Here is a 19,952-nt window from a genome sequence, read left to right as displayed (position 1 = left end):
TATGTGAAGCAGACCTCGAAGTGAACGGAACCTTAGCGAGTCTTTCATAGTGCGTATTTGTGGCAAAGAGACAGCTCTGAGGCAAACTTAATCTTCGAAGTACCAGTACCCCTGGTTAATCAGCGCCGTCAGCTGCCGGATAAATTCGTCATCCGCAACGGCTGCACCCAGTTCCATTTTTGTCAGCCGGGTATAGCGGCACATGGCCACGGCGGCGGCCTGATGGGTGACGTCCAGCGGCTCGCTGTTCACGAAGAAATGCTCGCCAACCTGCAGCACCCGAAGCCCGCTCAGGCGAACCAGCTCTTCTCCGTCAGCCAGCGCGGCGGCCACTTCTGACGGCTCGTAAGGCGGCTCTGCGGAGGCAATATCTAATTCGTGCCGCGGCGTGGTGACAAAGCTGCCAAACCATTGATTGAACGCTTCCGGCTGGCTAATCAACGCCGTCATCATGCTGCGCAGGCGTTCCAGTTCGTAGTTTTCGACTTTGCCTGGGTTTGCCCGGCAGGTGAGGTCCGGGTCGCTGTAATGATCGCCGCCGAGGTCATTTTCCAGCACATAATCGGCAAAACTGCTTATTAAATCACGGCTGTTTGGCCCGCGGAAGCCGACCGAATAGTTCAGGGCTGTTTCATGGGTAAAGCCGTCGTGCGGGAAACCTGGCGGAATGTAGAGGATATCTCCGGGAGCTAAATCTTCGTCGATAATCGGCGTAAACGGCTCAACGTGCAGCAGCGCCGGGTGCGGACAAAACTGCTTCAGCGGCAGCTTATCGCCTACGCGCCAGCGGCGGCTGCCCATGCCCTGGATAATAAACACATCATAGTTGTCGATATGCGGACCAACGCCGCCGCCCGGCACGGAAAACGAGATCATCAGGTCGTCTAAGCGCCAGTCCGGCAGCACGCGGAAAGGGCGCACCAGCGCGGCGGCGGGCTCGTGCCAGTGGTTAACGGCCTGGGCCAGCAGCGACCAGCCTGTCTCGCCGAGATTATCAAAGTGTTCAAAGGGGCCATTGCTGGCGTGCCATTTCCCGTCTTTAAAACTGACCAGCCTGCTGTCGACTTCATTTTCCATCGCCAGACCGGCGAGTTCGTCGGGCGTAATAGGATCGACAAAATTAGGCAGTGCGTTTTTAAGCACCACCGGCTTTTTCTGCCAGTAAGTTTCCATAAACTCTGGCCAGTTGAAATTGAGTTGATAATCCACGGTTATTTACCCCTGTGCGGAAGGAGGCCGATTATAGAGAGCGACGTCTTCCGCCGACCTTGTCATGGGTCAATCTGCCGCGACATTCCCACTTTTTCTCCGGACATAAAACGGCGGGGCTATCGGTTTTTTCTGAATTTATTTTGGCGTTAAACCGGCTTGCAACCCTTGTCGTATCTGGTTTTGTCAGGTTTTACACGGGGTTAAAGAAAATTTAGCCTGGAACCGGAACCGAATTCCCACCACTGACTAAGCGGAGAACGTGTTTGACTGTTAAGGGGTAACAGCATGGGATTAGGAATATCGGCTTTTATCAAGCCAGGGCGAGCTATCAGCGACCGTGAAATTACCGATTTACAGCAGGGGCAGTCACGCGCCTCGGCGATAAAACAAGGCAAGGCTCCACCCACGCAAACCGCGTCGGGGTCATTGCACGCTGAGTCTGGCGCTACGCCGCCTCCCGGCGGGCTAAGGCAGAGCGCGACAAACGCGCAGACCTCGCAAAAAGGGATATTCAGTCGTTTTCTAGGGCGGCATCGCGGCGGACAAGACGCCGCGCAAATCACTGTTCCCGTCACGACAAGTACTTCACGCGCCAGCAGCCCAAGTCTCTACAGTCAGGCCAGCGCAAACGCCTCACGCGCCAGCAGCCCAAGCCTCTACAGCCAGCCCAGCGCCAGCTCTGCCAGCGTTTACAGCCAGCCGGATGTGTCTGACCCGAACGCCATCCCCAGCAATGAAGTGGGGACGCCCGGCAGCCACTTTGCCGACCTGCCGCCGGAGATTGAGCCTGAAAAGAATATGCTGCTGGAAACCCGGCTGTCGCTCGATAAAAAAGGGCGGATTGAGATTGATACGCCTGCTACGTCTGCACCTCTTCACGCCCTGATGGAAAAAACCATCGGCCACGACCGGCTACGTTACCAAAACCATCTGGCCAGCGACGACGGCCATCAGCATGTTTTGCTGGATAAAGAAGGGCGGCTGATGACGCTGCGCAGCCAGCCCGGCGCGTTTATTGCCCTCAGCCACAGTCAGCAAAAAATAGAGTGGCGGGAAGTACATCAGCCCCATCGGGGGTTTATGCGCCGTCAAAGCCTGGAGCCTGCCGGGCAACATCTTTCCTGGCACGATCGCCAGACCGTCGATATCGGCGGTGAAAAAGTACGCCTGCCGGAAACGGGCATCCGCGATCGCCTGACGGACAGCGTCACCGACGGCGACGGCACGCGTTACCGCCTGCACGACAAAAAACTCTACAGTTTTGACAGCGCCGCTAACGCCTGGCAATCGCTCTCCGGCGAGGACGACAAACTCTCCTCCCTGTCACGCCAGAGCGACGGCATGCTGTGGCGGGTGAATGACGACAAACAGCTTGGCAGCGCCGTGGGTGATACGGTCAAGGTCAATTTTGAGCACAAAATTGATCACTACGCGGTGGGCCAAAAGCGCGATGCTCTGGTGTTGCTGAGCGACGATGAGAAAAAGCCGCAGGTGGCCTGGGTCGCCAACCTGGCGGCGACCGATCCTCAGCCCAAAATGCTGACGCTGCCTGAGAACATGACGCTGAAAAAAACGGCGCTGCATGGTCCGCTGCTGTTTGCGCTAGACAACAATGGCCGCCTGCACTGCGGCGACAAACCGGATGAACAAAGCACGGCGCTAACCTTTGGGGAGGCCCGACATAAACCGCTGCTGGATAACATCACGCAATACGTGACCGCGACCGTTGAAGATGGCGCGCGAATTGAAGATATGCTGGCCGACGAAACCGATCGCCTGCACCTTATCGTGAAGGATAAGTACGACCAGAAGCACGCCATCACCTTCCACTGGCACGGTGGTGACCTGAAGCCGCAAAGCAGCTGGAACCTAAGCGACAGCATGGTGCTGGACTATCAAAAAGGCTTGCCGCAGGTCACGCCTGCCGCCCACGATGTGGTGGATCTCGGGCGGCTCGGCAAGCTGGCTTTGCACGACGGCAAAGTGCATTACTTCAACGAAACCACCGGCCTGTGGGCCGCTTCCGACGAGAAAGCGGATAAGCTACAGTGTGGCCTGGACGGCCAGCCATGGCTGATGAAAGACGGCGAACTGAAGCGCCTTAAAGTAAACCTGAGCAGCAACAAAGTTGACCACGGCAGCAACGTTTTTGCGCTGCCGCAGGTGACCAAAAGCGTGAGCGCCGATCTGGCCACTGCCGGGCTGGACAAAGCGCAAAAAGCGCAGGCGTTTACGGTGCTCGACAGCCGCCGCTATCTGGCGGTGAACGAAAAAGGGGATATCGGCTTCCACCACATAGACACGACGACTCGCCGCAATCAGCGTGCCACCCAGACGCTAAGCCAGGCGGCTCTGCAGGCGCAAATTGAGAAGCTGGTGCCCGGCAGCGCAGGGAAAGAAGATGCCGCAAAAGTCAGCGATCTCGCCCTCGGTGAAGACAAACAGCTTTGGCTGTTAAGCAAAGAGGGGAGCCTGTTCAGCCTGTCGGAAAATCACTGGAACAGCGGGAAAGCCGACGGATTAGCGAAGGCCGTTCTGCCGGCAAATGAAGACGGCAGCCAGCCTGAACTCACCGCGCTACAAACCTCGGCGAAAGGGCAGGTTAGCGCGCTGGATAAGCAGGGCAATACGTTTGTCTTCAAAGCCGGGGCCTGGGAAAAAGGCGAACCGGCTACCGCGCCGGTGGTGGAGCCAAACGTGGCGCGTCAGAACTATGAGCGCCTGACTAAAGCGTCAAAGGACTGGCGTTTGCCGGGCACCGGGATCACCTTCAAACGCGAAGTGAACTTCCTCGGTCAGACCGGGCAGGATGGCAAACAGGTTCGGACCTCGTTCCGCACACGTCTCAGTACGTTTGCCTTCCGACCCTCGCTTGAATGGCCACGCCCGATAAAAACCGCCGCCTATTCTATTCAACACCGCTATGCCGGCCGTGAAGGGCTGAAAGACGTCTACCAGCAGCAGGGGGATTTGACCCAGCGGCTGAAGGCGCTCTCGCAGCAGCCGGCCAGAGTTGCCCCGCGCCCGGGCTTAAGCCAACGCCTCGAGATCATGAGCGGGGAAACGGGTCGCCAGTGGCAGCCACAGGAAAAAGCTCTGCTGGAAGAGATGAGTAGCTTTGCTCGCCAGCTTTCTGACAGCAGCACGCATTACTGTGAGCAGATCGGCCAACACTATGGCGTGCGCGATGAGCGTCGGCAGGAGGCCACGCCGTCTCGCTTTAGCCTGAACCACAGCAAAAGCGGGGCACTGAACCCGTCCAGCAGCCGCCAGGATAACCTGACCGGGCAACTGAGCGAGCTGCTGCGGCGCTTCCCTGCCGATAAAAGCAACCATGCGGGGGCGATTATCGCCGAGCTGGAGGCACGGCAAATCACGCTTAATCACCAGAAAGAACAGGTGCCGATGGGGCGACAGCGCGATATTCATGACGACATCGGGCTGGTGAAATCCAGGGTGATGCTCGACGTGTTGACGCTGAAATCCTTGCATGATTCGGTGGATGATCTCCACCAGGCCTCGCTGCTGAGCGATCCTGAGCGTTCGGCCAAAATGACGGAAATTGCCGCCAACGTTGCCCGACTCAGGGACAGCGAATGGGGCGGCAACGTAATCAAAACGGTGACCACCCAGGGCTTTGGCAACCACAAGTCTCTGGAGGCTAACTACGACGCTATCAAGGCGATGACCAAGGCGTTCAGTAAGGAAAACCACGGCGTCAACATCAATACCAAAACGGTCATGCAGGCGGAAAGCCAGCGTGAAATGCAGGACAAAATGGTTTCCACCGTGCTCTCTCTTGAGAGCGGCGAAAACCTGGCATTTAGCCGCACCTATGGAGCTTCCGCAACCGCCACGGTGGCACCGGGTACCCAGGTTGTCGCGGGCGTTGGCGGAAAAGTGGGCGCTGACCGTGGCTACACCATGAGTTTTTCTCGCGGCGATACGGGGATTAACGTCAGCTTCGGGCGAACCGGTGCCGTTTCGGCGACCGGCATCGTGGGCGTCGGTTACAACGTGCTTACCGACTACAACAAAACCCACAAAGTTTACCTCGATGGCGACCATAAACATCCGCTGTCGCAGGGCGTCCGGCTGGGCGGCGGCGTCACGCTGGGCGGGCAACTTCAGTCCCAGCACGGCGTCTCGTTTGAACTGGCAGAACACGAACTTCCCGGCTTTATCGACCAATTGAGCAGCGGCACGCTGGATCCGTTGGAGTTTCTGAACCGGGGGGCCAACCACAGCGTGAAGAGCGGGGCGACCCAGAGCTTCAGCGTGGACATCAATGCCGCCGCGCTGGCGAGCGTCGGCTTCCCGTTTACTGACAGTCACGAGAAAGATTTTCCTACCAGTGCCCGCTTGGGCGGTGGGGTCTATGCCAACACTAACCTGCTGGCAGGCAGTCGCGAGCGGACCGACTCCCGTAACGCTGAGGGCCAGGGCGTCAGCCACAGTGACCATCGCCTGAGGGCGTTTAACCAGATGAACGCCGGAGCCAACATCGCCATTCCGGTCAGTACCACGATTCAGCCGAAGCACAAAGATCCCTTCTCGATGGGCGTCGGCGTGGGGGCCAGCGTGCAGTTGTCGATCAACAACCGAACAACCCACAGCCTCACGGTGGACTTAAAAAATGCCCAGCCGGTGGAGGGCGTTCACCTGGAAAAACTGATGACCACGCTGGGCAAGCAGTTTACCGACAGCGCCTCCACGCAATTACTGGCCAAACTGAAAGAGGAGCCGAAAGAAGGGGAACTGCCTGTCTCCGTGGCCGAGAAGCTCAGCCAGTTGGATGCCCATTTCACCCGCTGGTATCCGCCTGCCGATAACGCGAAGGCGCGCCGTCCGCTGCTCGACACGCTGCAGCAGCTTACTGCCCGGCAGCAGCAGGCCGACTCGCTCTCCGTGCAGAATACGCAGCCGGAACCGACCAATGACGAGGTGGATGCGCTTATCACCGGGCTACGCGGCGAGTTTACCGACCTCGCCAGTCGCCAGCTTCTGGATGAGCTAACGCCGGCGGAAGGGGCTCCGCGCCTGCCGATGTCAGCCGGAGAGCTGCTGGGCAAACTGGAAACCCACTTTGCCCGCTTTATTCCGCCGTCGCGGCACCATGAGCTGACGGGGAACGGCCCGCAGGCGGCGCTGCAGTCGCTGCAGCAAACCGTGCGCCAGCAAAATGCCGTGCTTAACCAGCAGCAGCTGGTGAACAAGGCGGAATATCAGTCCACCTATAAGAACCTTTCGCGCATCGACAGTAACGGGTTGTTCCATTTTGTCCGTCACTTTATGGAAGGTGAGTTCTCGCCAAGTAACGCCGACCGCATTACCCAGATGATGGGCGAGGATTACCGGCTGAAAGCGCTTCTGCGCGGGCTGCAGGATAACAGCAGCTCCCAGGCGGTGGTCTCCCTTGAGCTGAAAACTAAGCCGCGCGAGAAGCTGGCTGACCAGTGGGCAAACCATACGGTTACTCAGGACTCGATTGTCGATCTGCTTAAAGATCGCGACAAACTGCGCCTGAAATCCATTGCGTTTACTAAAACGCAGAGCAAATCCGATGGATTCTCCACGCCGTCATTCTTGCTCGGCGGCTCTAACGGCGTGTCGCTGTCGATGAATGAAAACCTGGGCACCATCAACTTTAGCTACGGCGACGACGACAGTGCACCACTCAGTTACACCGTGGACGGCGGCGTAGCCCAGGCAGAAAAAGAGGTGAAATCAGCGCTGAAAGACGCTGCTGATGCAGGATTTATGGTGAAAGGAGGATAAGGCAATGACGATGCAGCAACAGCTTCAACAGTGGCTTGATGCCTGGGGAAAACAGCAAAAGATCTCACTTCGTCTTGAAGACGGCGTATGCCTGCTAACGAATGCGCAGCAGCAAGAGGCGGCGGTGATTGAACTGCCGCCGGAGAGCAGCGCGGTGGTGCTGCACTGCCGGGTAGGGGGACTGACCGGGCAGGATGCGGCTCTGTTGCCGAACCTGCTGGCGATGAACTTTGAAATGAACGCGATGCGCGGCTGTTGGCTGGCGCTGGACGGTAACAATGCGGTGCGCCTGTGTACCCAGTGCGAAATGTTTGCCCTGGATGCCGAGCGGTTTGCTGGCTGGTTGAACGCATTTATCAGCCAGAGTGGCGAGGTCAGGGCATTTATTACCGAGCTGCCTTCGCTGCTGGAAGCGGCTGCCCCGCGCTGATAATGGGGAAATAAAAAATCGGGAAATCGCCCCGAGACCTGGAGATTAAGGTGCGGATGCCGGTACGCTGGCCGTAGCGAAAAGGGTTCATGCTTGAGCATGAACCCTGAAATGACGGCTAACGCGCTTTACGCTCAACGGCCTGAAATCTGATTGAATAAAATCAGTGCACCTCAGTCACCGCCGCAGCCTCTATATTCTTTAATTCACCCGTCGACGAGCGAACAAACCTCGGCGCTTTTAAATCTTCTGTCAGCGTAAGGATCATCTCATACAGAAGTTCGGCCATTTGCTGCCTTTTATGCGGAGGTTCTTGGTGATTCAGTAGGACAATGGTTAATGCCGCGCAGTACTCGCGCAGCGTTTCGGCGTCGGTTGCTGTCGGGGTGTCACCGATGCTGGCTTCGATCTCTTTTAGCGTCAGCTTTTCTACCAGGTGGTCCGGCAGCGGGGCTTTTAGAACGCTTTTTAATACTTCCAGCCCGGCGAGCAGGCGGCCGCAGAGCGCCATGCGTTGCGTGTGATTTTTGTTTTCAAGCAAATGCCCGGCGTATTGCTCACAGGTATCAAGTACCTGGAAGAGATCCATCGCTGCTCCCTGCGGCTTTTCTAGCAAGGTTGCGAGAGTGACCGCAAACGCCCGGTCGTGTGGGGGGATTTCTGAGCTTGCCTGTATGCTACTATCTTCGTTAGCCATGCTGTTACTCCGATTAACAGTTTTGGTTAGCCCTTTTCTGGTGTTCCACCACCATTTGGGGGCGTTTCTTTTTCCGGCCTTGCTTGGCCTTATTTTCTACTCATTCCTCCGATCATACTGGACGACTGCACAGTAACCCAGTTGAAAAATCAGGCAAAATGGCAAACTTCGAGGCGGCTCGCAGGAATGATGAAACGCTTTGGAGAATTGCAAAAAGGCACTATCGAATCGCTGTCTGATAAATAAATCTGCTCACAAATATGTGACTCCTCTCTTTACTAATGGCATTTTAAAATATCTTAATGTGCCTTGTTACAGTATAAATACCCTGAATACAGCGCGTCAGATAAACACCAGCATCATCCATTACTATTTGATTTAAAACATAATTAATAACATCAAGACTTATAGAGCACCGCTCCAGAAAACAACGTAATTATAATGCACAAAAGCCGTAAATATAAATTACGACAATACGTTATCTGAACTCGTAAAAATAAAATCCTTTTGATTCAAATCATATATCGGCTAATATCTCGCCCGAAAATAACCATGCTTTAAATATGGAATTAAGCACGAGCAAGATCGTGCCGGGCACATCTGCAGGGACTGGAGAGCGCACTGATGGGGCAATGGGATTTTATCTGCGAGTGGGTGACGCCACGACTTGCGGAGGAAAGATACTGACAGGGGATGAGACGCTCAGCTGGTAATCCTTAGTATTCGGCCTCGTTAAGAAGCCGAATGACGGTAATAACTGCCCCCAGATTGGCACCGTAACGATCATGGTGCCCATCCAGATGTTACCAGAAAATATGTATCTATAAATTATCACACGCCGAAATTATTTCTTAATTTCAATAGGCAACGCTGGGTAAAGTTATTCTTTGAACTGCCGATAAATATCGTACTCATATATACGGAGCTTTAAAATGAAAAAACTCCTGCTTATCCCACTGCTTTTCAGTTCATCTTTATATGCAGCAGATATTGATGTCGGCCAGATTTGCAAAGCTTCGGCTGCGGCTATGTTTGGCCGCGATCACAAAATTATGAAGCTGGATAAAGTTGAATCAGGCATTGCCTATGTGCATTACTTCAGGCAGAACGATAACACCCGCTGGGGTATCAAGTGCAAACTGATTGGCAACCAAGTGATGTGGGCATCGGATAACCCTGACAGTACTGGTCGCTGGCGTGACGATCCTTTAGATAGCGTCGTAACGTATTCAGTTGATGGCAAGATATTAACTATCACTGAAACCTATGGCGATGGTTCTGCCAGCAAAAAGTCATACCCAATAAAACAACTTTAATAAATCGCTCATGCTTTCTCCTGGAAGAGTTTTTCTCTGACGAGATTGCCCCAACTTGCCGAGCTTTTATCCTTTAACAGCCTCGTTGCTGGCAAAAAAATCCTCTTCGCGCCGCGCGGGCTGCTGCTCTTGCAGAATCTTGTATATGCGCTGGACGTCATCGGCATAGCGCTGACGAAGCTGGTGGCGCTTTTCCGATGGGCCGGTATTGTACATGCCGACGGTATTCCACGAGCGGCCATATTGGCGGAACAGCCCGTGTAAAACCCATGCGCCGGTGGCGATGCAGGTACAGGGATCGTGCAGCAGAGTGTCGCGCGTCACGCCCAGCTGCTTCAGTCGTCCAAAATGCACGCTGTTCACCTGCATCATGCACACGTCTTCGGTGTGGTTTGAATTGGCGGCGTTCACCGATGAGAGGCTAAATTTCGACTCTTTCCAGGCGATGGCCTCCAGCAATGCCGGGGCAATCCCAAAGGCATGTCCTACGCGGGTAAAGCATTCGGCCTGCGCGAGGGCCGGAAGGCAGAGCAGCAAAAGCCCCCAGCGCCACTGTTTGGTCTGCATCGAATAATCTCCTTTGGTTCTTACAGGCCTGTGTGGCGAAAAACGCGCCGGGGTTCCCATTTTTTGCCACATTAGGAACTCTTTGCCCCTGCCTCTCACTCACTTGAACATCCCGGACGTGGCGAAAACTAAGCATCATTGTGCGGTTAAGCGGCGGCCGGTTATTGCTACTGGGTATCACTTAGGGGAGTGTGTTGTATGCAGATATCATCAGGACCGGGTGGGTTCTCACCTCTTTTGCCGGAAAACCATTTTCCAGGCCTGGACGGGGCGTCACCTGACTCACAGAACGGCAGTAACAGCATTACCGCTAAACTGCTGCTGAATAACGGCGGAAACACGCTGGCGATTCCGCTGGCGCTGAACTTTGCCAACACGGGCGCAGCGGACAAGCCTTCGGCAATCAACTTTGGCAACTCACCGGCCAGTAACAACAGCCCGGCAGCTAACCCGGCGAATGCTTCGTCAAGCGACGGCAGCGGCTCCGCCGACAGCATGATGCAGGAACTTCAGCAGATGCTGCAGCAGTTCCTGAAAGAGCTGATGCAGCTCTTTCACATGAACACCGGGCAAAGTAAAGGCGACGATGATTCCTCTTCACCGGCGAGCAGTATTGGTTCCGGTTCCGGCTCAGGTTCCGGCATGGGTAGCGGCAGCAGCGATGGGGCCGGAGATGCGGGCCGGCCGTTGAACAACTTTGCGGCCGCGCCGTCTGGCGGTCCGTCTGGTGCGTCGGGGCCGTCTGCGGATAGCCTGCCGCCGGGCGACACCAGCCTGAAAACCAGCGATCCTACGCTGCAAAAAATTGTTTCCCAGTTCGGGGGGGAATATGAAAAAGCCTCCGCAGAAACCGGCGTGCCGGCCAAACTGTTAGCCGCGCTGACGATGCAGGAGTCCGGTGGCGACGTGAATGCAAAATCCACCAACCCGGGCAACGGGCTGACCGACAGCGGCATGAACCAGATCAACCCGGACACTTACCGGGCGATGCAAAGCAAATACCCGGACAAGCTCGGCAGCGACATGAACTCGCCGGCCAACCAGATCATGTGTTCGGCGTTGATGCTGAAAGAAGGCAAAGAGAAATTCGGCAGCTATGATGCCGCGCTTCGTGCCTATAACTCCGGCGACGATCAGGTGAATCTCCACAACCTGTCCAGCGTCTCTTTAGGCGACCCTAACTACGTTAACGAAGTGAACAGCCACATGGCGAAATTCGCCTGATTGTGGCGCGTTAATTTTTTACCCGTTTCTTTACAAAACGGAGTTATTCAGTGGCCACTTCTTTAAAAAGAGTGGCTGCTTTTTTTAGTTACAAAGCAGTTTATTTCTTTGACAAGCTAAATTGACGTGATTAATCGCAGTAAGTGCGACCAGGAATGTTCCCAATTAAACATAAATACTAAAAGTGAAATATATTTCAAAAAGAAAAGGGTGTTTCCATATCGGCCTTTCAATGTAAATAATCGTAAATATATATTATCGCCTTTGCCGATTGTGAGGAAACACTGTCGGAGAATCCGTCGGGCGTCATGCGCCGGTCGGGCAAAACTTCATTTTTTGCGCTAAACGGAGGTAAAACGCAGCGGCTTGTCTGTTTTTAATTAATTTAATCATAAAAATCATTTAGTTAATTTATTTTTGATATATTTGGATTCTTATTAATACATTTGGACATATTCAGCCAATCCCACATTTTTTTTCAGCCAGGCTCACGAAGTTAATCTCAATAAGCGTCATCGACCGACAATTTTATGACGCCAAAAATCAACGGCTATCCAGACATCGGAACAGTTAAATCTGTATTTCTCTGTAGGGATATTCCTACATGAGGCTAAAATTTTGTCTGATTGTGAAACCGCGGCTCGGTGATAGGTTATCCCTGCTTCTCATAAACAAAACTCATTCATTTAGCGTGCTACCGTATTTTGCTTACGGCGGCAGGCGGCAATCATTTTGTGGTTCACGTTTATGGTTCATAAGTGGGACTCATACGCCAGACCTTGAATAAGCCAGGCAGCGGGGGATTTATGAAAGAAAACAGTTCGAATCATTGGGAGATAAAGCATATTCCGGTCGATATCGACTTGAATATGCCGCGGTCCGCAGCCGCATTACCCGCGTCTGAAAATGTGCACGATGGGCTGGATATTTGGCTGCAAACGTTAGCGCCTCTGAAGGTTGATTTGGTGCTGGAAGGCGAAACGGGCACCGGCAAAGACACCTTTGCTCGCCGTATTTACGACCATTCTGGCTGTCGTGGCGCTTTTGTGCCGATTAACTGCGCGGCGATCCCCGAAACGCTGGCAGAAAGCGAACTGTTTGGCGTGACGGCGGGGGCCTACACCGGCGCGACTCATTCGCGTGCCGGCTACATTGAAAGCGCCAATAATGGCGTACTGTTTCTGGATGAGATTGACAGCATGTCGCTGAGCCTGCAGGCCAAGCTGCTGCGGGTATTAGAAACCCGCACCGTTGGGCGCCTGGGCAGCACGCAGTCTATTTCGCTTAACCTGCGGGTGATTGTGGCCTCGCAAAAGCCCCTTGCCCAACTGATGGAGCAAAAGCTGTTCCGCCAGGATCTTTTCTTCCGCCTGACGACGGTCAAGATTTCGCTTCCGGCGCTGCGTGAGCGCGTGGAATGCATTATTCCCCTGTTCCGCCGTTTTGCGCAGGAGTCGGCGATTCGGCTTAATCGCCCGCTGCCACCAATGCCTCAGCACCTCAGCGAAGCGCTGCTGATGCACCGCTGGCCGGGGAATATTCGCGAATTAAAAGGCGCGGCCGAACGGTTTGTGCTGGGGCTGCCGGCCCTTGGGCAGGTTGCACACCCGGAGATGCGTTCCGTGCGGCTGCGTGAACGGCTGCGGCGGATAGAGTACAGCCTGATAGAAGACTGCCTCTCGCGGCATGAAAACCGGGTTGTGAGCGCAGCACATGAGTTGGGTATCCCAAGAAGAACGCTGTATCAGAGAATTAAGTCTCTGACTGAAAAGGAAAATTAATTTTTTAGATTTTTTTGGAACTGAGGCTTTCGCCGCGCCACTTAATCAGTGAATGACACAACATTTGCTGTTTAATTAACGAGGAGTAAACATCATGCCATCAGTAAACACCGGTAATAACGCAGGCGCAAGCGGCAGCCTAGCAGATAGCTTCCAGTCTCAGATGGACTCTATCGAAAACAAATCCATGCAGGATTCTCTGGACAAAGCTGAACGTGACCGTAAGAACGCCTACGTATCCGGCTACCAGAACTCCGCCACCACCATGATCAGTTCTCTGGCACAGAACAAAATTTCCTTCTAATGCTAATCAGGGATTCGCCCCGGCGTGGATCCCTGATCTTTTCTTTTGCTGGCGGAAACTCTCTTATGCACATTCTTAATCCTGCGACAGGTATGCCTTTGCCAGAACCCGAGTCTCTGGGCGTTGCATCCAGCCCGGCCACTCAGCCTTCCATCCCGTTCGGCAATAACGTCGCGAACCAAAGCGATGCAGCTTTCTTCTCAGCCGCGCTGCAACAGCCGGATGCGGCCTCGGCGATGGGCGGCGTGGGAGGGAAACCTGCCGCGATGTTTGAAAAAGCCTCCGGCATGTTCAAGCAAATGGAAGGCGACCAGAAACAGATGAATAACGTGCTGCGTAAAGCCGCGCGCTCCACCGATCCGCTGGTGCTCAACCAGGTGGATGACCAGCTCTCGAACTATTACCTGGAGAGCATGATGAACGCCAAAATCGTCTCGAAGAGCATTTCGGGGCTCGATAAACTGACCAACCTGCAGTAATCCATCATGCAACGACGCTGGCGAAAAATCCTGCAGCCCTGGCTGCTGGTCCTGCTGCTGGCAGGCTGCGACTCACAGGTCATTCTGAACACCGGCCTGACGGAAAACGATGCCAATGACATCATTTCCGAACTCTCGAAATACAAGATTGAAGCCGACAAGCAAATTGATAAAACCGGCGTCACCGTACTGGTGGCTCAGGATAATATTGAACGCTCCGTCCGCATTCTCAACGCCAACGGGCTGCCGCACAAAGCGCGCACCAACCTGGGCGAGGTGTTCCAGAAAAACGGCATTATTTCCAGCCCGCTCGAAGAGCGCGCCCGCTATATCTATGCGCTTTCCCAGGAGCTGGAGTCCACGCTTTCACAAATTGACGGCGTGGTGGTGGCTCGGGTGAACGTTGTCCTGCCCGAACGCGTTGCGCCCGGTGAACCGGTGCAGCCAGCCTCGGCGTCGGTGTTTATTAAATACACCCCGGAGATGGACCCCGACAGCATTGAGCCCAGGATCCGCCGGCTGGTGGCGGCGAGTATTCCCGGGCTTTCGGGGAAAAATGACGGTGCGCTTTCCGTGGTGTTTGTCCCCGCGGCGGCCTATCACGACCGCGTGGAGCTGGTGACATTAGGGCCTTTCCAACTGACGCTTTCGCAATATGCCACGGTAAGAACGCTGTTCTTCTCGCTGATCGGCCTGCTGTTGCTGTTAGGCGGCATCTTTACGCTGGTGCCGAAATTAAAGGCGATGAAGCGCGGCAAAAATTCAGGCTCGACTGAACTGGCCGTTGTGCCCTCAGAGCGGCGGTAACGCCGGTGGTTGCCTGGGATAATACGCTGGCTGAAAAATGGCTTCGCTGGTGGCAGGAGGAATTCTGGCGGCAGGCGGATGCCAGCTGGTTCGGGCTGCCCTGGTTCAGCCTGGACGAGGCACGACGCCAGAGTCTGATGCTCAAGTCTCCGCAGGCCGTGCCGGCCATGCTTGCGCTGGAGGAATCTCTGCCGGAAACGCCTGATGCCCGCCTGCTGGCCCTGGTTTCGCTTGGTTCAGCCCAGCGCGAAACGCTTTTTGCGCTGGTGGCTGAGGTTTGCCAGCCCGGGAGCGGGGCGGGACCGCTTGAGGCCCCTCAGCGGATCTGGTGCGAACGGCTAACCCGGGGTTTGCGCCCCGGTGTCTGGCTTCCCGCAAGTCTTAGTTTTCACGAAGAGCCGAAACTCGCCGTACTCTGTCTGCTGCGCCCGATTCTGACGCCTGCGGCCTGGCAGCGGCTGCGGTTCAGTTTCCCTCAGGCCGTCATCTTGCGGTGTGAAGCATGGCTTGCGGATGACCCTGCGCCGCCGCTAAATCGCCTGCAGGCGCTATGGGATGGCGCGATCTGGCAGGCTCAACGGGCGCCAACACCAGCGCTGAACGATTTTTCACGGGAGCAATAAAGCATGTGGATTGGCCGTAAACTCGCTTTAGAAGAGGACGCCCAGGTTATTGAAGGCGTTCTTCTGCCTCACGCCGCTCTGCAGGAGCAGCAGCAGGCGCAGAGCCTGGTTGAACAGGCAATGCGCAAGAGTGAATCCCTGCTGGAGGAGGCCCGTCAGCAGGCTGAGCGGATGCTCGCCGAGGCACAGGCCGACGCCGAACGCTTGGCCGCCAGCCGTTGTGAAGAGGCCGAACGGGATTTCTGGCTACGGGCCGAGCCCTTTTTTAGCGACTGGCAGGCCGAGCGGGAGGCACAAAGTGCCGAAATTGTCGGCCAGGCGCAGGCGCTGATCGCGGCCGCTTTTGAGCAGCTGTTTGGTGGCCTGAGCGAACAACAAAAACTCACGGCGTTGCTGACTCAGCTCATGGCCTCAAGCGCCCGTGCAACGGACGTCACGCTTTATCATCCCTCACAGTATGAAGCCCCGCTGGCGAACTGGCTGGCCGCTCGCCCCCAGTTAGGTTGGACGCGCTGCGCCGACGACGCGCTGGCGGCCGAAACCCTGCTGCTGCAAACCGCGCAGGGTGAATTCAGTATCAGCTGGGCTTCGCTTCAGCAGCATTTGCTGCGCCTCGCCAGTTAATTTGTTGCAGAGCAACGCCCCGCCGGGAAGTTAATTTTCCCGCATCGGGAACCGCCACCTTTTTGCTGCCACTTATCATGCGATTTCAACGCGAGGAGAAACGTATGAGCAATTCCTTTGATATTCAGCGCAATCTCGACAGCCAGCTGTCCCGTCTGCATCACTCGGTTGCCGAGCTGGCGCAGAGCACGCTAGGCCAGCCCGCGCCGAGCATGGGCGACATGGTGGAATTTAAAAACGCCCTGATGAAAGAGGCGGCAGCGACCTTTACCGACAGCCAGCTGGGGTCGCTCAAGCATAGCCTGAGCAAGGAGATTATCGACTCTATCAACTAGTTATGCCGTCAACGGCTTATCCGTATCAGTAAGCCGTTGTTTAACGCAGTTTGCACCCCGGATGGCTACCGCTTTATGCCGTCGATTACAGGAGAAGAGTCGTTGAATCAGCACGTTCGTTTACTACGCTCAGCCATGTTCGCCCTGGCCGCAACCGCCGGCTGCTACAGCGTAGCCGTGAGCGCTCAAACGCCTGCCGACTGGCAAAATGGCGCCTATGCCTATTCTGCCCAGGGCACGCCGCTGCGCACCGTATTGCAGGATTTCGCCAGCAGCCACGGCGTGAATCTGCGTTTAGGAGATGTGCCCGACAGCGTAGTGGACGGACGCCTGCGTTCCGACAGCGGCGTGGCCTTCCTCGACCGCCTGGCGCTGCAGTACCGCTTCCAATGGTTTGTCTATAACGGCTCGTTGTTCGTCAGCCCGCAGTCGGCAGAAACCTCAAAGCGCATCAGCGTTTCAGCGGATGCCGCGCCGGATCTCAAGCAGGCGCTGCGTGACGTTGGGCTGCTGGAAGACAAATTCGGCTATGGCGAACTGCCGGACGATGGCGTGGTGATTGTCACCGGTCCGCCGGAGTACGTCGCGCTGGTGGCGGACTTTAGCGCCAAAGACAAAGACAAAAAGCAGAACAAAGAGATGATGGCGTTCCCGCTGAAGTATGCCTCAGTGGCCGATCGCGAAATCAAATACCGTGAGAAAACGCTGCTGGTGCCCGGCGTGGCCAGCATCCTCAACGAATTGTTGGGCAAAAAGAGCAACCGCTCTTCGCAAGGGATTGTCCCCGGCGGAGAAGGCAGCTCGCGTGAAGCCCTGAACAAATCATTCCAGGAACAATCGGACAACATTCTTTCCGGGCTGATTCAGGGCCAGGACAGCCGTATGCGTGGCGCAGGCGGCGATGACGAAGGGGAAATGAACCCGCTGGTCTCTGCCGATGTGCGCAACAATGCCCTGCTGGTGCGGGACGATCCTAAACGCCGCGAGCAGTATCAGGCGCTGATTTCACAAATCGACGTGCCGCAAAAGCTGGTGGAAATCGACGCCATGATTATTGATGTCGACCGCCACGCGTTTTCGAAGTTCTCCAGCAACCTCAGCGGCACATTCGGCAATATCACCGCTGGCTCCTCCATGCTGCAGGGCGCGGGTACGCTATTCGTGACCGACTACAGCCGCTTTTTTGCCCAGATCCAGGCGATGGAAGGGGAGGGCAACGCCTCTATCGTCGCCAACCCTTCGATTCTGACACTGGAAAACCAGCCCGCCGTGATTGACATGAGCGATACCGCTTTTATTACCGCGACCGGTGAGCGTGTGGCGACCATTGAGCCCGTCACCGCCGGAACCAGCCTGCAGGTAGTGCCGCGCGCCATCGGCAACGGGCCAACCAGCACGGTGCAACTGGTGGTGGATGTGGAAGACGGCAAAGTCCAGGTCAACGATGACGGCGTGGCAACCGGCGCGAAGCGTGCCACGGTCAGCACTCAGGCGCTGGTGCAGCAGAACGGCTCGCTGGTAATGGGCGGCTTCCATTCCCGTGAAACCGGCGACACCGACCACCGTATTCCGCTGTTGGGTGACATTCCTTACCTGGGAAAATTCTTCTCTTATACCAGCCACGAGACGTCGCAGCGCGAACGCTTGTTCATCATCACGCCGCATCTGGTGGGTGACCAGGTGGACCCGACGCGCTACATCGACGAGCAGGATCGCCAGCAGCTCTCTTCGGCAATGAATGAAGTACAGCTTCGTCAGCGCTACAGCTCGATGAAAGGCGATATTGAAAACGCCATGCGTGATCTGGCGGAAGACAAAGTCCCCACCGGATTCCAGGCAGGCGGCGAAGGCGTGGGCATTGGCCAGCTCTGCAATGTGGGGCCGGGGCTTTCATCAGACAGTTCCCACAGCCAGTGGTACAGCAATTCGTCGGTACAAATTAGCGTTGGGCTTATCCGCAATATCAGCGGCAAACCACAGCGTTTTGACGAGTCCAACTGCCGCGATGATGACGTGCTGGCCGTGGCCGCATGGCCGGGCGGCAACCTGGCACCAGGCCAGTCGGCAGAAGTGTATATCGCGTACCGCACGCGGGGAGAAGGGCGCCGCAGCCGCCAGTCGCTGCTGACCTCTTCATCGTCGTTGCCGGTGAATTCCTCAAGATCGCGCAGCTATCTTCTGCCGCCGCGCCCTGTACTGCATTAAGGAGCCACGATGAAACCTTCGATTTTGTTCCTGATGGCGCTGGCGTTTGCCCTGAGCGGCTGCGCCACCCGCAATGATAACGGCTGTGACAGCGTGGCCTGCAGGCCGGTGTCAGACAGCCACCACCTGACCATCTGGTGGCCGAACGATATGCGTAACGGCGTGCAGGATTACACGCAGATGCCGGTGCGCTGAGTGCCTGAGCGGGCGTGACTGCTTTCACGCCTGCTTGTTAAAAAACCTTTTTTTTCCTGATATCAGGCAGTTTTGTGGAACCGAAGCCGGTTTCTTTTCACTTAACAGGCGTCTTAATACTGCGAACCAGCAGGGCTGGTCGCCTGTATCAACCCCGTTGTCATGGTGAGGTAATCGAATGAGTACGATTGGAAATATGCTGAATCTGGCCACTGCATTACCGCAGCTGGCGCTGAACGCAACCCCAGAAGGTATGGCCGCTAACCTGTTGAAAAACGTTGGCGATCAGATGGTGAACGACATTGCATCCAAGCTGACCAACCTGCTGTTCTCTGGCGGCATGAACGGTAACAACAATAACAACACCTTTATGTCTCCGCAGAGTCAGGGCGGCGCGAGCATGGGCAACACGCTGGCAATGAGCAACATGCAGCAGATGCTTCAGCAGGTGCTGCAGCAGATGGGCGTGAACTCACAGAACTCTCCGTTCAATAGCCAGGCGGGTGCAGGCAACATGAATGCCTTCAACAGCGGCATGAGCAACGGCCTGCAGTCACCTTCTACCGGCATTGGCCTGGTCCAGTTGCCGATCTCCACCACCAGCGCAAACAGCGCGAACAGCTTCAACCAGTTGGGTAACAGCATGGGCAGCCAGTTGGGCAGCAAAATGGGCCTGCAGGCGCTGGATGACGTGAAGTCAGACACCAGCGGCCTGAGCGCTATGCTGGGCGGCGGCGGTAAAGTTGACGGCGGCTCGAAAGAGACCCGCGCTGAAATCGGTAAATTTATGGATCAGCACCCGGAGATTTATGGCAAGCCGCAGAGCGCGGGTGCCGGTATGCCTGGCCTGGTGCACATTGGCAAAGGCCCATCCAGCTGGGAAGACGCGCTGAAAAACTGCAAGCCGCTGAGCGGCGATTCGCTGAAAGCTTTCCAGTCCGCAAAAAACGATCTGAAAACCTCCATGGTCGGTGGCTCTATCCCAGGTTCCGCTACGGCACCGGGCAACGGCTCTTCCAGCCTGCTGATGAACGCCGACGCACAGCTGTTTAACGGCAATATCATCAAAGATGCCATGAAGCATCACCACGGCGCGCTGATGAACCTGGCCAGCGCCGTACTGGCTTAAGAGATTGGGTTGTAATCCACAGATGTTCTTTTTGACGCGAGGTGCAGGTTAACTTCACCACGCGTGTTTCGCGAAACTCTTCTTCGCCCTCTGTTTGACCGGTTTTTCTGCGTTAATCGCGTGGAGGCCGGTCTTTTTTTGTCTTGATCATGCTCGCGCATACGAGTGCAGAAAAATTATTCGACTCTCTCCTTAAACGCTGTCTCTTAGTTACAGATACCCGCGATTATGCATCGTCGGTGAATA

Annotated in this window: 17 protein-coding genes; 14 read left to right on the top strand and 3 right to left on the bottom strand. The window is 55.7% G+C overall.

Annotated elements, in window-relative coordinates; all coding sequences use genetic code 11:
• Nucleotides 1–87: 87 nt before the first annotated feature.
• Nucleotides 88–1,209, bottom strand: coding sequence for a ribosomal protein uL16 3-hydroxylase (locus tag CNE01S_RS22305; RefSeq protein WP_061278671.1), 1,122 nt, complete (start codon nucleotides 1,207–1,209; stop codon nucleotides 88–90).
• A gap of 288 nt (nucleotides 1,210–1,497) precedes the next feature.
• Between CNE01S_RS22305 and CNE01S_RS22300 the strand changes: the two genes are divergently transcribed.
• On the top strand, nucleotides 1,498–6,990 hold the full coding sequence (locus tag CNE01S_RS22300) for an AvrE-family type 3 secretion system effector (protein ID WP_245874277.1): 5,493 nt from the start codon (nucleotides 1,498–1,500) through the stop codon (nucleotides 6,988–6,990).
• Between the two features lie 4 nt (nucleotides 6,991–6,994).
• Nucleotides 6,995–7,420 carry a type III secretion system chaperone gene (locus CNE01S_RS22295; protein ID WP_061278668.1) on the top strand — a complete coding sequence of 142 codons (426 nt, stop codon included), beginning with the start codon at nucleotides 6,995–6,997 and terminating at the stop codon, nucleotides 7,418–7,420.
• Between the two features lie 163 nt (nucleotides 7,421–7,583).
• Here CNE01S_RS22295 and CNE01S_RS22290 read toward each other — a convergent pair whose 3' ends face one another.
• Nucleotides 7,584–8,117, bottom strand: coding sequence for a hypothetical protein (locus tag CNE01S_RS22290; protein ID WP_072279208.1), 534 nt, complete (start codon nucleotides 8,115–8,117; stop codon nucleotides 7,584–7,586).
• A 932-nt stretch (nucleotides 8,118–9,049) separates the two neighbouring features.
• Between CNE01S_RS22290 and CNE01S_RS22285 the strand changes: the two genes are divergently transcribed.
• Nucleotides 9,050–9,433: a hypothetical protein gene (locus CNE01S_RS22285; RefSeq protein WP_061278663.1), complete on the top strand. Its 384-nt coding sequence runs from the start codon at nucleotides 9,050–9,052 to the stop codon at nucleotides 9,431–9,433.
• Between the two features lie 66 nt (nucleotides 9,434–9,499).
• Here the strand turns inward: CNE01S_RS22285 and CNE01S_RS22280 are convergent, their stop codons facing one another.
• Complete coding sequence (locus CNE01S_RS22280; protein WP_061278661.1) at nucleotides 9,500–10,000, bottom strand: lytic transglycosylase domain-containing protein; 501 nt, start codon at nucleotides 9,998–10,000, stop codon at nucleotides 9,500–9,502.
• 198 nt (nucleotides 10,001–10,198) lie between these two features.
• Here CNE01S_RS22280 and CNE01S_RS22275 point away from each other — a divergent pair, with 198 nt between their 5' ends.
• The 11 genes from CNE01S_RS22275 (at nucleotide 10,199) to CNE01S_RS22225 (ending at nucleotide 19,706) form a co-directional block, all read left to right on the top strand.
• Nucleotides 10,199–11,224, top strand: coding sequence for a lytic transglycosylase domain-containing protein (locus tag CNE01S_RS22275; RefSeq protein ID WP_061278659.1), 1,026 nt, complete (start codon nucleotides 10,199–10,201; stop codon nucleotides 11,222–11,224).
• A gap of 806 nt (nucleotides 11,225–12,030) precedes the next feature.
• Nucleotides 12,031–13,005, top strand: a complete 975-nt coding sequence (locus CNE01S_RS22270) for a sigma 54-interacting transcriptional regulator (protein ID WP_061278657.1) — start codon at nucleotides 12,031–12,033, stop codon at nucleotides 13,003–13,005.
• Between the two features lie 94 nt (nucleotides 13,006–13,099).
• Complete coding sequence (locus CNE01S_RS22265) at nucleotides 13,100–13,309, top strand: hypothetical protein (protein WP_016535500.1); 210 nt, start codon at nucleotides 13,100–13,102, stop codon at nucleotides 13,307–13,309.
• 65 nt (nucleotides 13,310–13,374) lie between these two features.
• Nucleotides 13,375–13,788, top strand: a complete 414-nt coding sequence (locus tag CNE01S_RS22260) for an EscF/YscF/HrpA family type III secretion system needle major subunit (protein ID WP_061278655.1) — start codon at nucleotides 13,375–13,377, stop codon at nucleotides 13,786–13,788.
• 6 nt (nucleotides 13,789–13,794) lie between these two features.
• On the top strand, nucleotides 13,795–14,595 hold the full coding sequence (sctJ, locus tag CNE01S_RS22255) for a type III secretion system inner membrane ring lipoprotein SctJ (RefSeq protein ID WP_061278653.1): 801 nt from the start codon (nucleotides 13,795–13,797) through the stop codon (nucleotides 14,593–14,595).
• A gap of 5 nt (nucleotides 14,596–14,600) precedes the next feature.
• Complete coding sequence (locus CNE01S_RS22250) at nucleotides 14,601–15,218, top strand: hypothetical protein (RefSeq protein WP_061278651.1); 618 nt, start codon at nucleotides 14,601–14,603, stop codon at nucleotides 15,216–15,218.
• Between the two features lie 3 nt (nucleotides 15,219–15,221).
• Nucleotides 15,222–15,842, top strand: a complete 621-nt coding sequence (gene sctL / locus CNE01S_RS22245) for a type III secretion system stator protein SctL (RefSeq protein ID WP_061278649.1) — start codon at nucleotides 15,222–15,224, stop codon at nucleotides 15,840–15,842.
• Between the two features lie 104 nt (nucleotides 15,843–15,946).
• On the top strand, nucleotides 15,947–16,177 hold the full coding sequence (locus tag CNE01S_RS22240) for a hypothetical protein (RefSeq protein WP_008460979.1): 231 nt from the start codon (nucleotides 15,947–15,949) through the stop codon (nucleotides 16,175–16,177).
• Nucleotides 16,178–16,312: 135 nt separating this feature from the next.
• On the top strand, nucleotides 16,313–18,382 hold the full coding sequence (gene sctC, locus CNE01S_RS22235; protein ID WP_061278673.1) for a type III secretion system outer membrane ring subunit SctC: 2,070 nt from the start codon (nucleotides 16,313–16,315) through the stop codon (nucleotides 18,380–18,382).
• A gap of 9 nt (nucleotides 18,383–18,391) precedes the next feature.
• Nucleotides 18,392–18,577, top strand: a complete 186-nt coding sequence (hrpT, locus tag CNE01S_RS22230) for an HrpT family type III secretion system protein (RefSeq protein WP_061278647.1) — start codon at nucleotides 18,392–18,394, stop codon at nucleotides 18,575–18,577.
• A gap of 178 nt (nucleotides 18,578–18,755) precedes the next feature.
• Nucleotides 18,756–19,706, top strand: a complete 951-nt coding sequence (locus CNE01S_RS22225; RefSeq protein ID WP_061278645.1) for a type III secretion protein — start codon at nucleotides 18,756–18,758, stop codon at nucleotides 19,704–19,706.
• Nucleotides 19,707–19,952: the final 246 nt, after the last annotated feature.

Origin of the sequence: Cedecea neteri NBRC 105707 = ATCC 33855, assembly GCF_001571265.1 — a bacterium.
Classification (GTDB): Bacteria; Pseudomonadota; Gammaproteobacteria; order Enterobacterales; family Enterobacteriaceae; genus Cedecea; species Cedecea neteri.
This window is presented reverse-complemented; position numbering and strand designations above follow the sequence as displayed.

What these genes read in the sequence shown, in the direction of transcription:
- CNE01S_RS22225 (WP_061278645.1), top strand. Translation starts at nt 18,756, where the DNA reads ATGAGTACGATTGGAAATATGCTGAATCTGGCCACTGCATTACCGCAG.
- CNE01S_RS22280 (WP_061278661.1), bottom strand. Translation starts at nt 10,000, where the DNA reads ATGCAGACCAAACAGTGGCGCTGGGGGCTTTTGCTGCTCTGCCTTCCG.
- CNE01S_RS22295 (WP_061278668.1), top strand. Translation starts at nt 6,995, where the DNA reads ATGACGATGCAGCAACAGCTTCAACAGTGGCTTGATGCCTGGGGAAAA.
- CNE01S_RS22265 (WP_016535500.1), top strand. Translation starts at nt 13,100, where the DNA reads ATGCCATCAGTAAACACCGGTAATAACGCAGGCGCAAGCGGCAGCCTA.
- sctC (WP_061278673.1), top strand. Translation starts at nt 16,313, where the DNA reads ATGTTCGCCCTGGCCGCAACCGCCGGCTGCTACAGCGTAGCCGTGAGC.
- CNE01S_RS22270 (WP_061278657.1), top strand. Translation starts at nt 12,031, where the DNA reads ATGAAAGAAAACAGTTCGAATCATTGGGAGATAAAGCATATTCCGGTC.
- CNE01S_RS22260 (WP_061278655.1), top strand. Translation starts at nt 13,375, where the DNA reads ATGCACATTCTTAATCCTGCGACAGGTATGCCTTTGCCAGAACCCGAG.
- CNE01S_RS22300 (WP_245874277.1), top strand. Translation starts at nt 1,498, where the DNA reads ATGGGATTAGGAATATCGGCTTTTATCAAGCCAGGGCGAGCTATCAGC.
- CNE01S_RS22285 (WP_061278663.1), top strand. Translation starts at nt 9,050, where the DNA reads ATGAAAAAACTCCTGCTTATCCCACTGCTTTTCAGTTCATCTTTATAT.
- CNE01S_RS22240 (WP_008460979.1), top strand. Translation starts at nt 15,947, where the DNA reads ATGAGCAATTCCTTTGATATTCAGCGCAATCTCGACAGCCAGCTGTCC.
- hrpT (WP_061278647.1), top strand. Translation starts at nt 18,392, where the DNA reads ATGAAACCTTCGATTTTGTTCCTGATGGCGCTGGCGTTTGCCCTGAGC.
- sctL (WP_061278649.1), top strand. Translation starts at nt 15,222, where the DNA reads ATGTGGATTGGCCGTAAACTCGCTTTAGAAGAGGACGCCCAGGTTATT.
- sctJ (WP_061278653.1), top strand. Translation starts at nt 13,795, where the DNA reads ATGCAACGACGCTGGCGAAAAATCCTGCAGCCCTGGCTGCTGGTCCTG.
- CNE01S_RS22290 (WP_072279208.1), bottom strand. Translation starts at nt 8,117, where the DNA reads ATGGCTAACGAAGATAGTAGCATACAGGCAAGCTCAGAAATCCCCCCA.
- CNE01S_RS22275 (WP_061278659.1), top strand. Translation starts at nt 10,199, where the DNA reads ATGCAGATATCATCAGGACCGGGTGGGTTCTCACCTCTTTTGCCGGAA.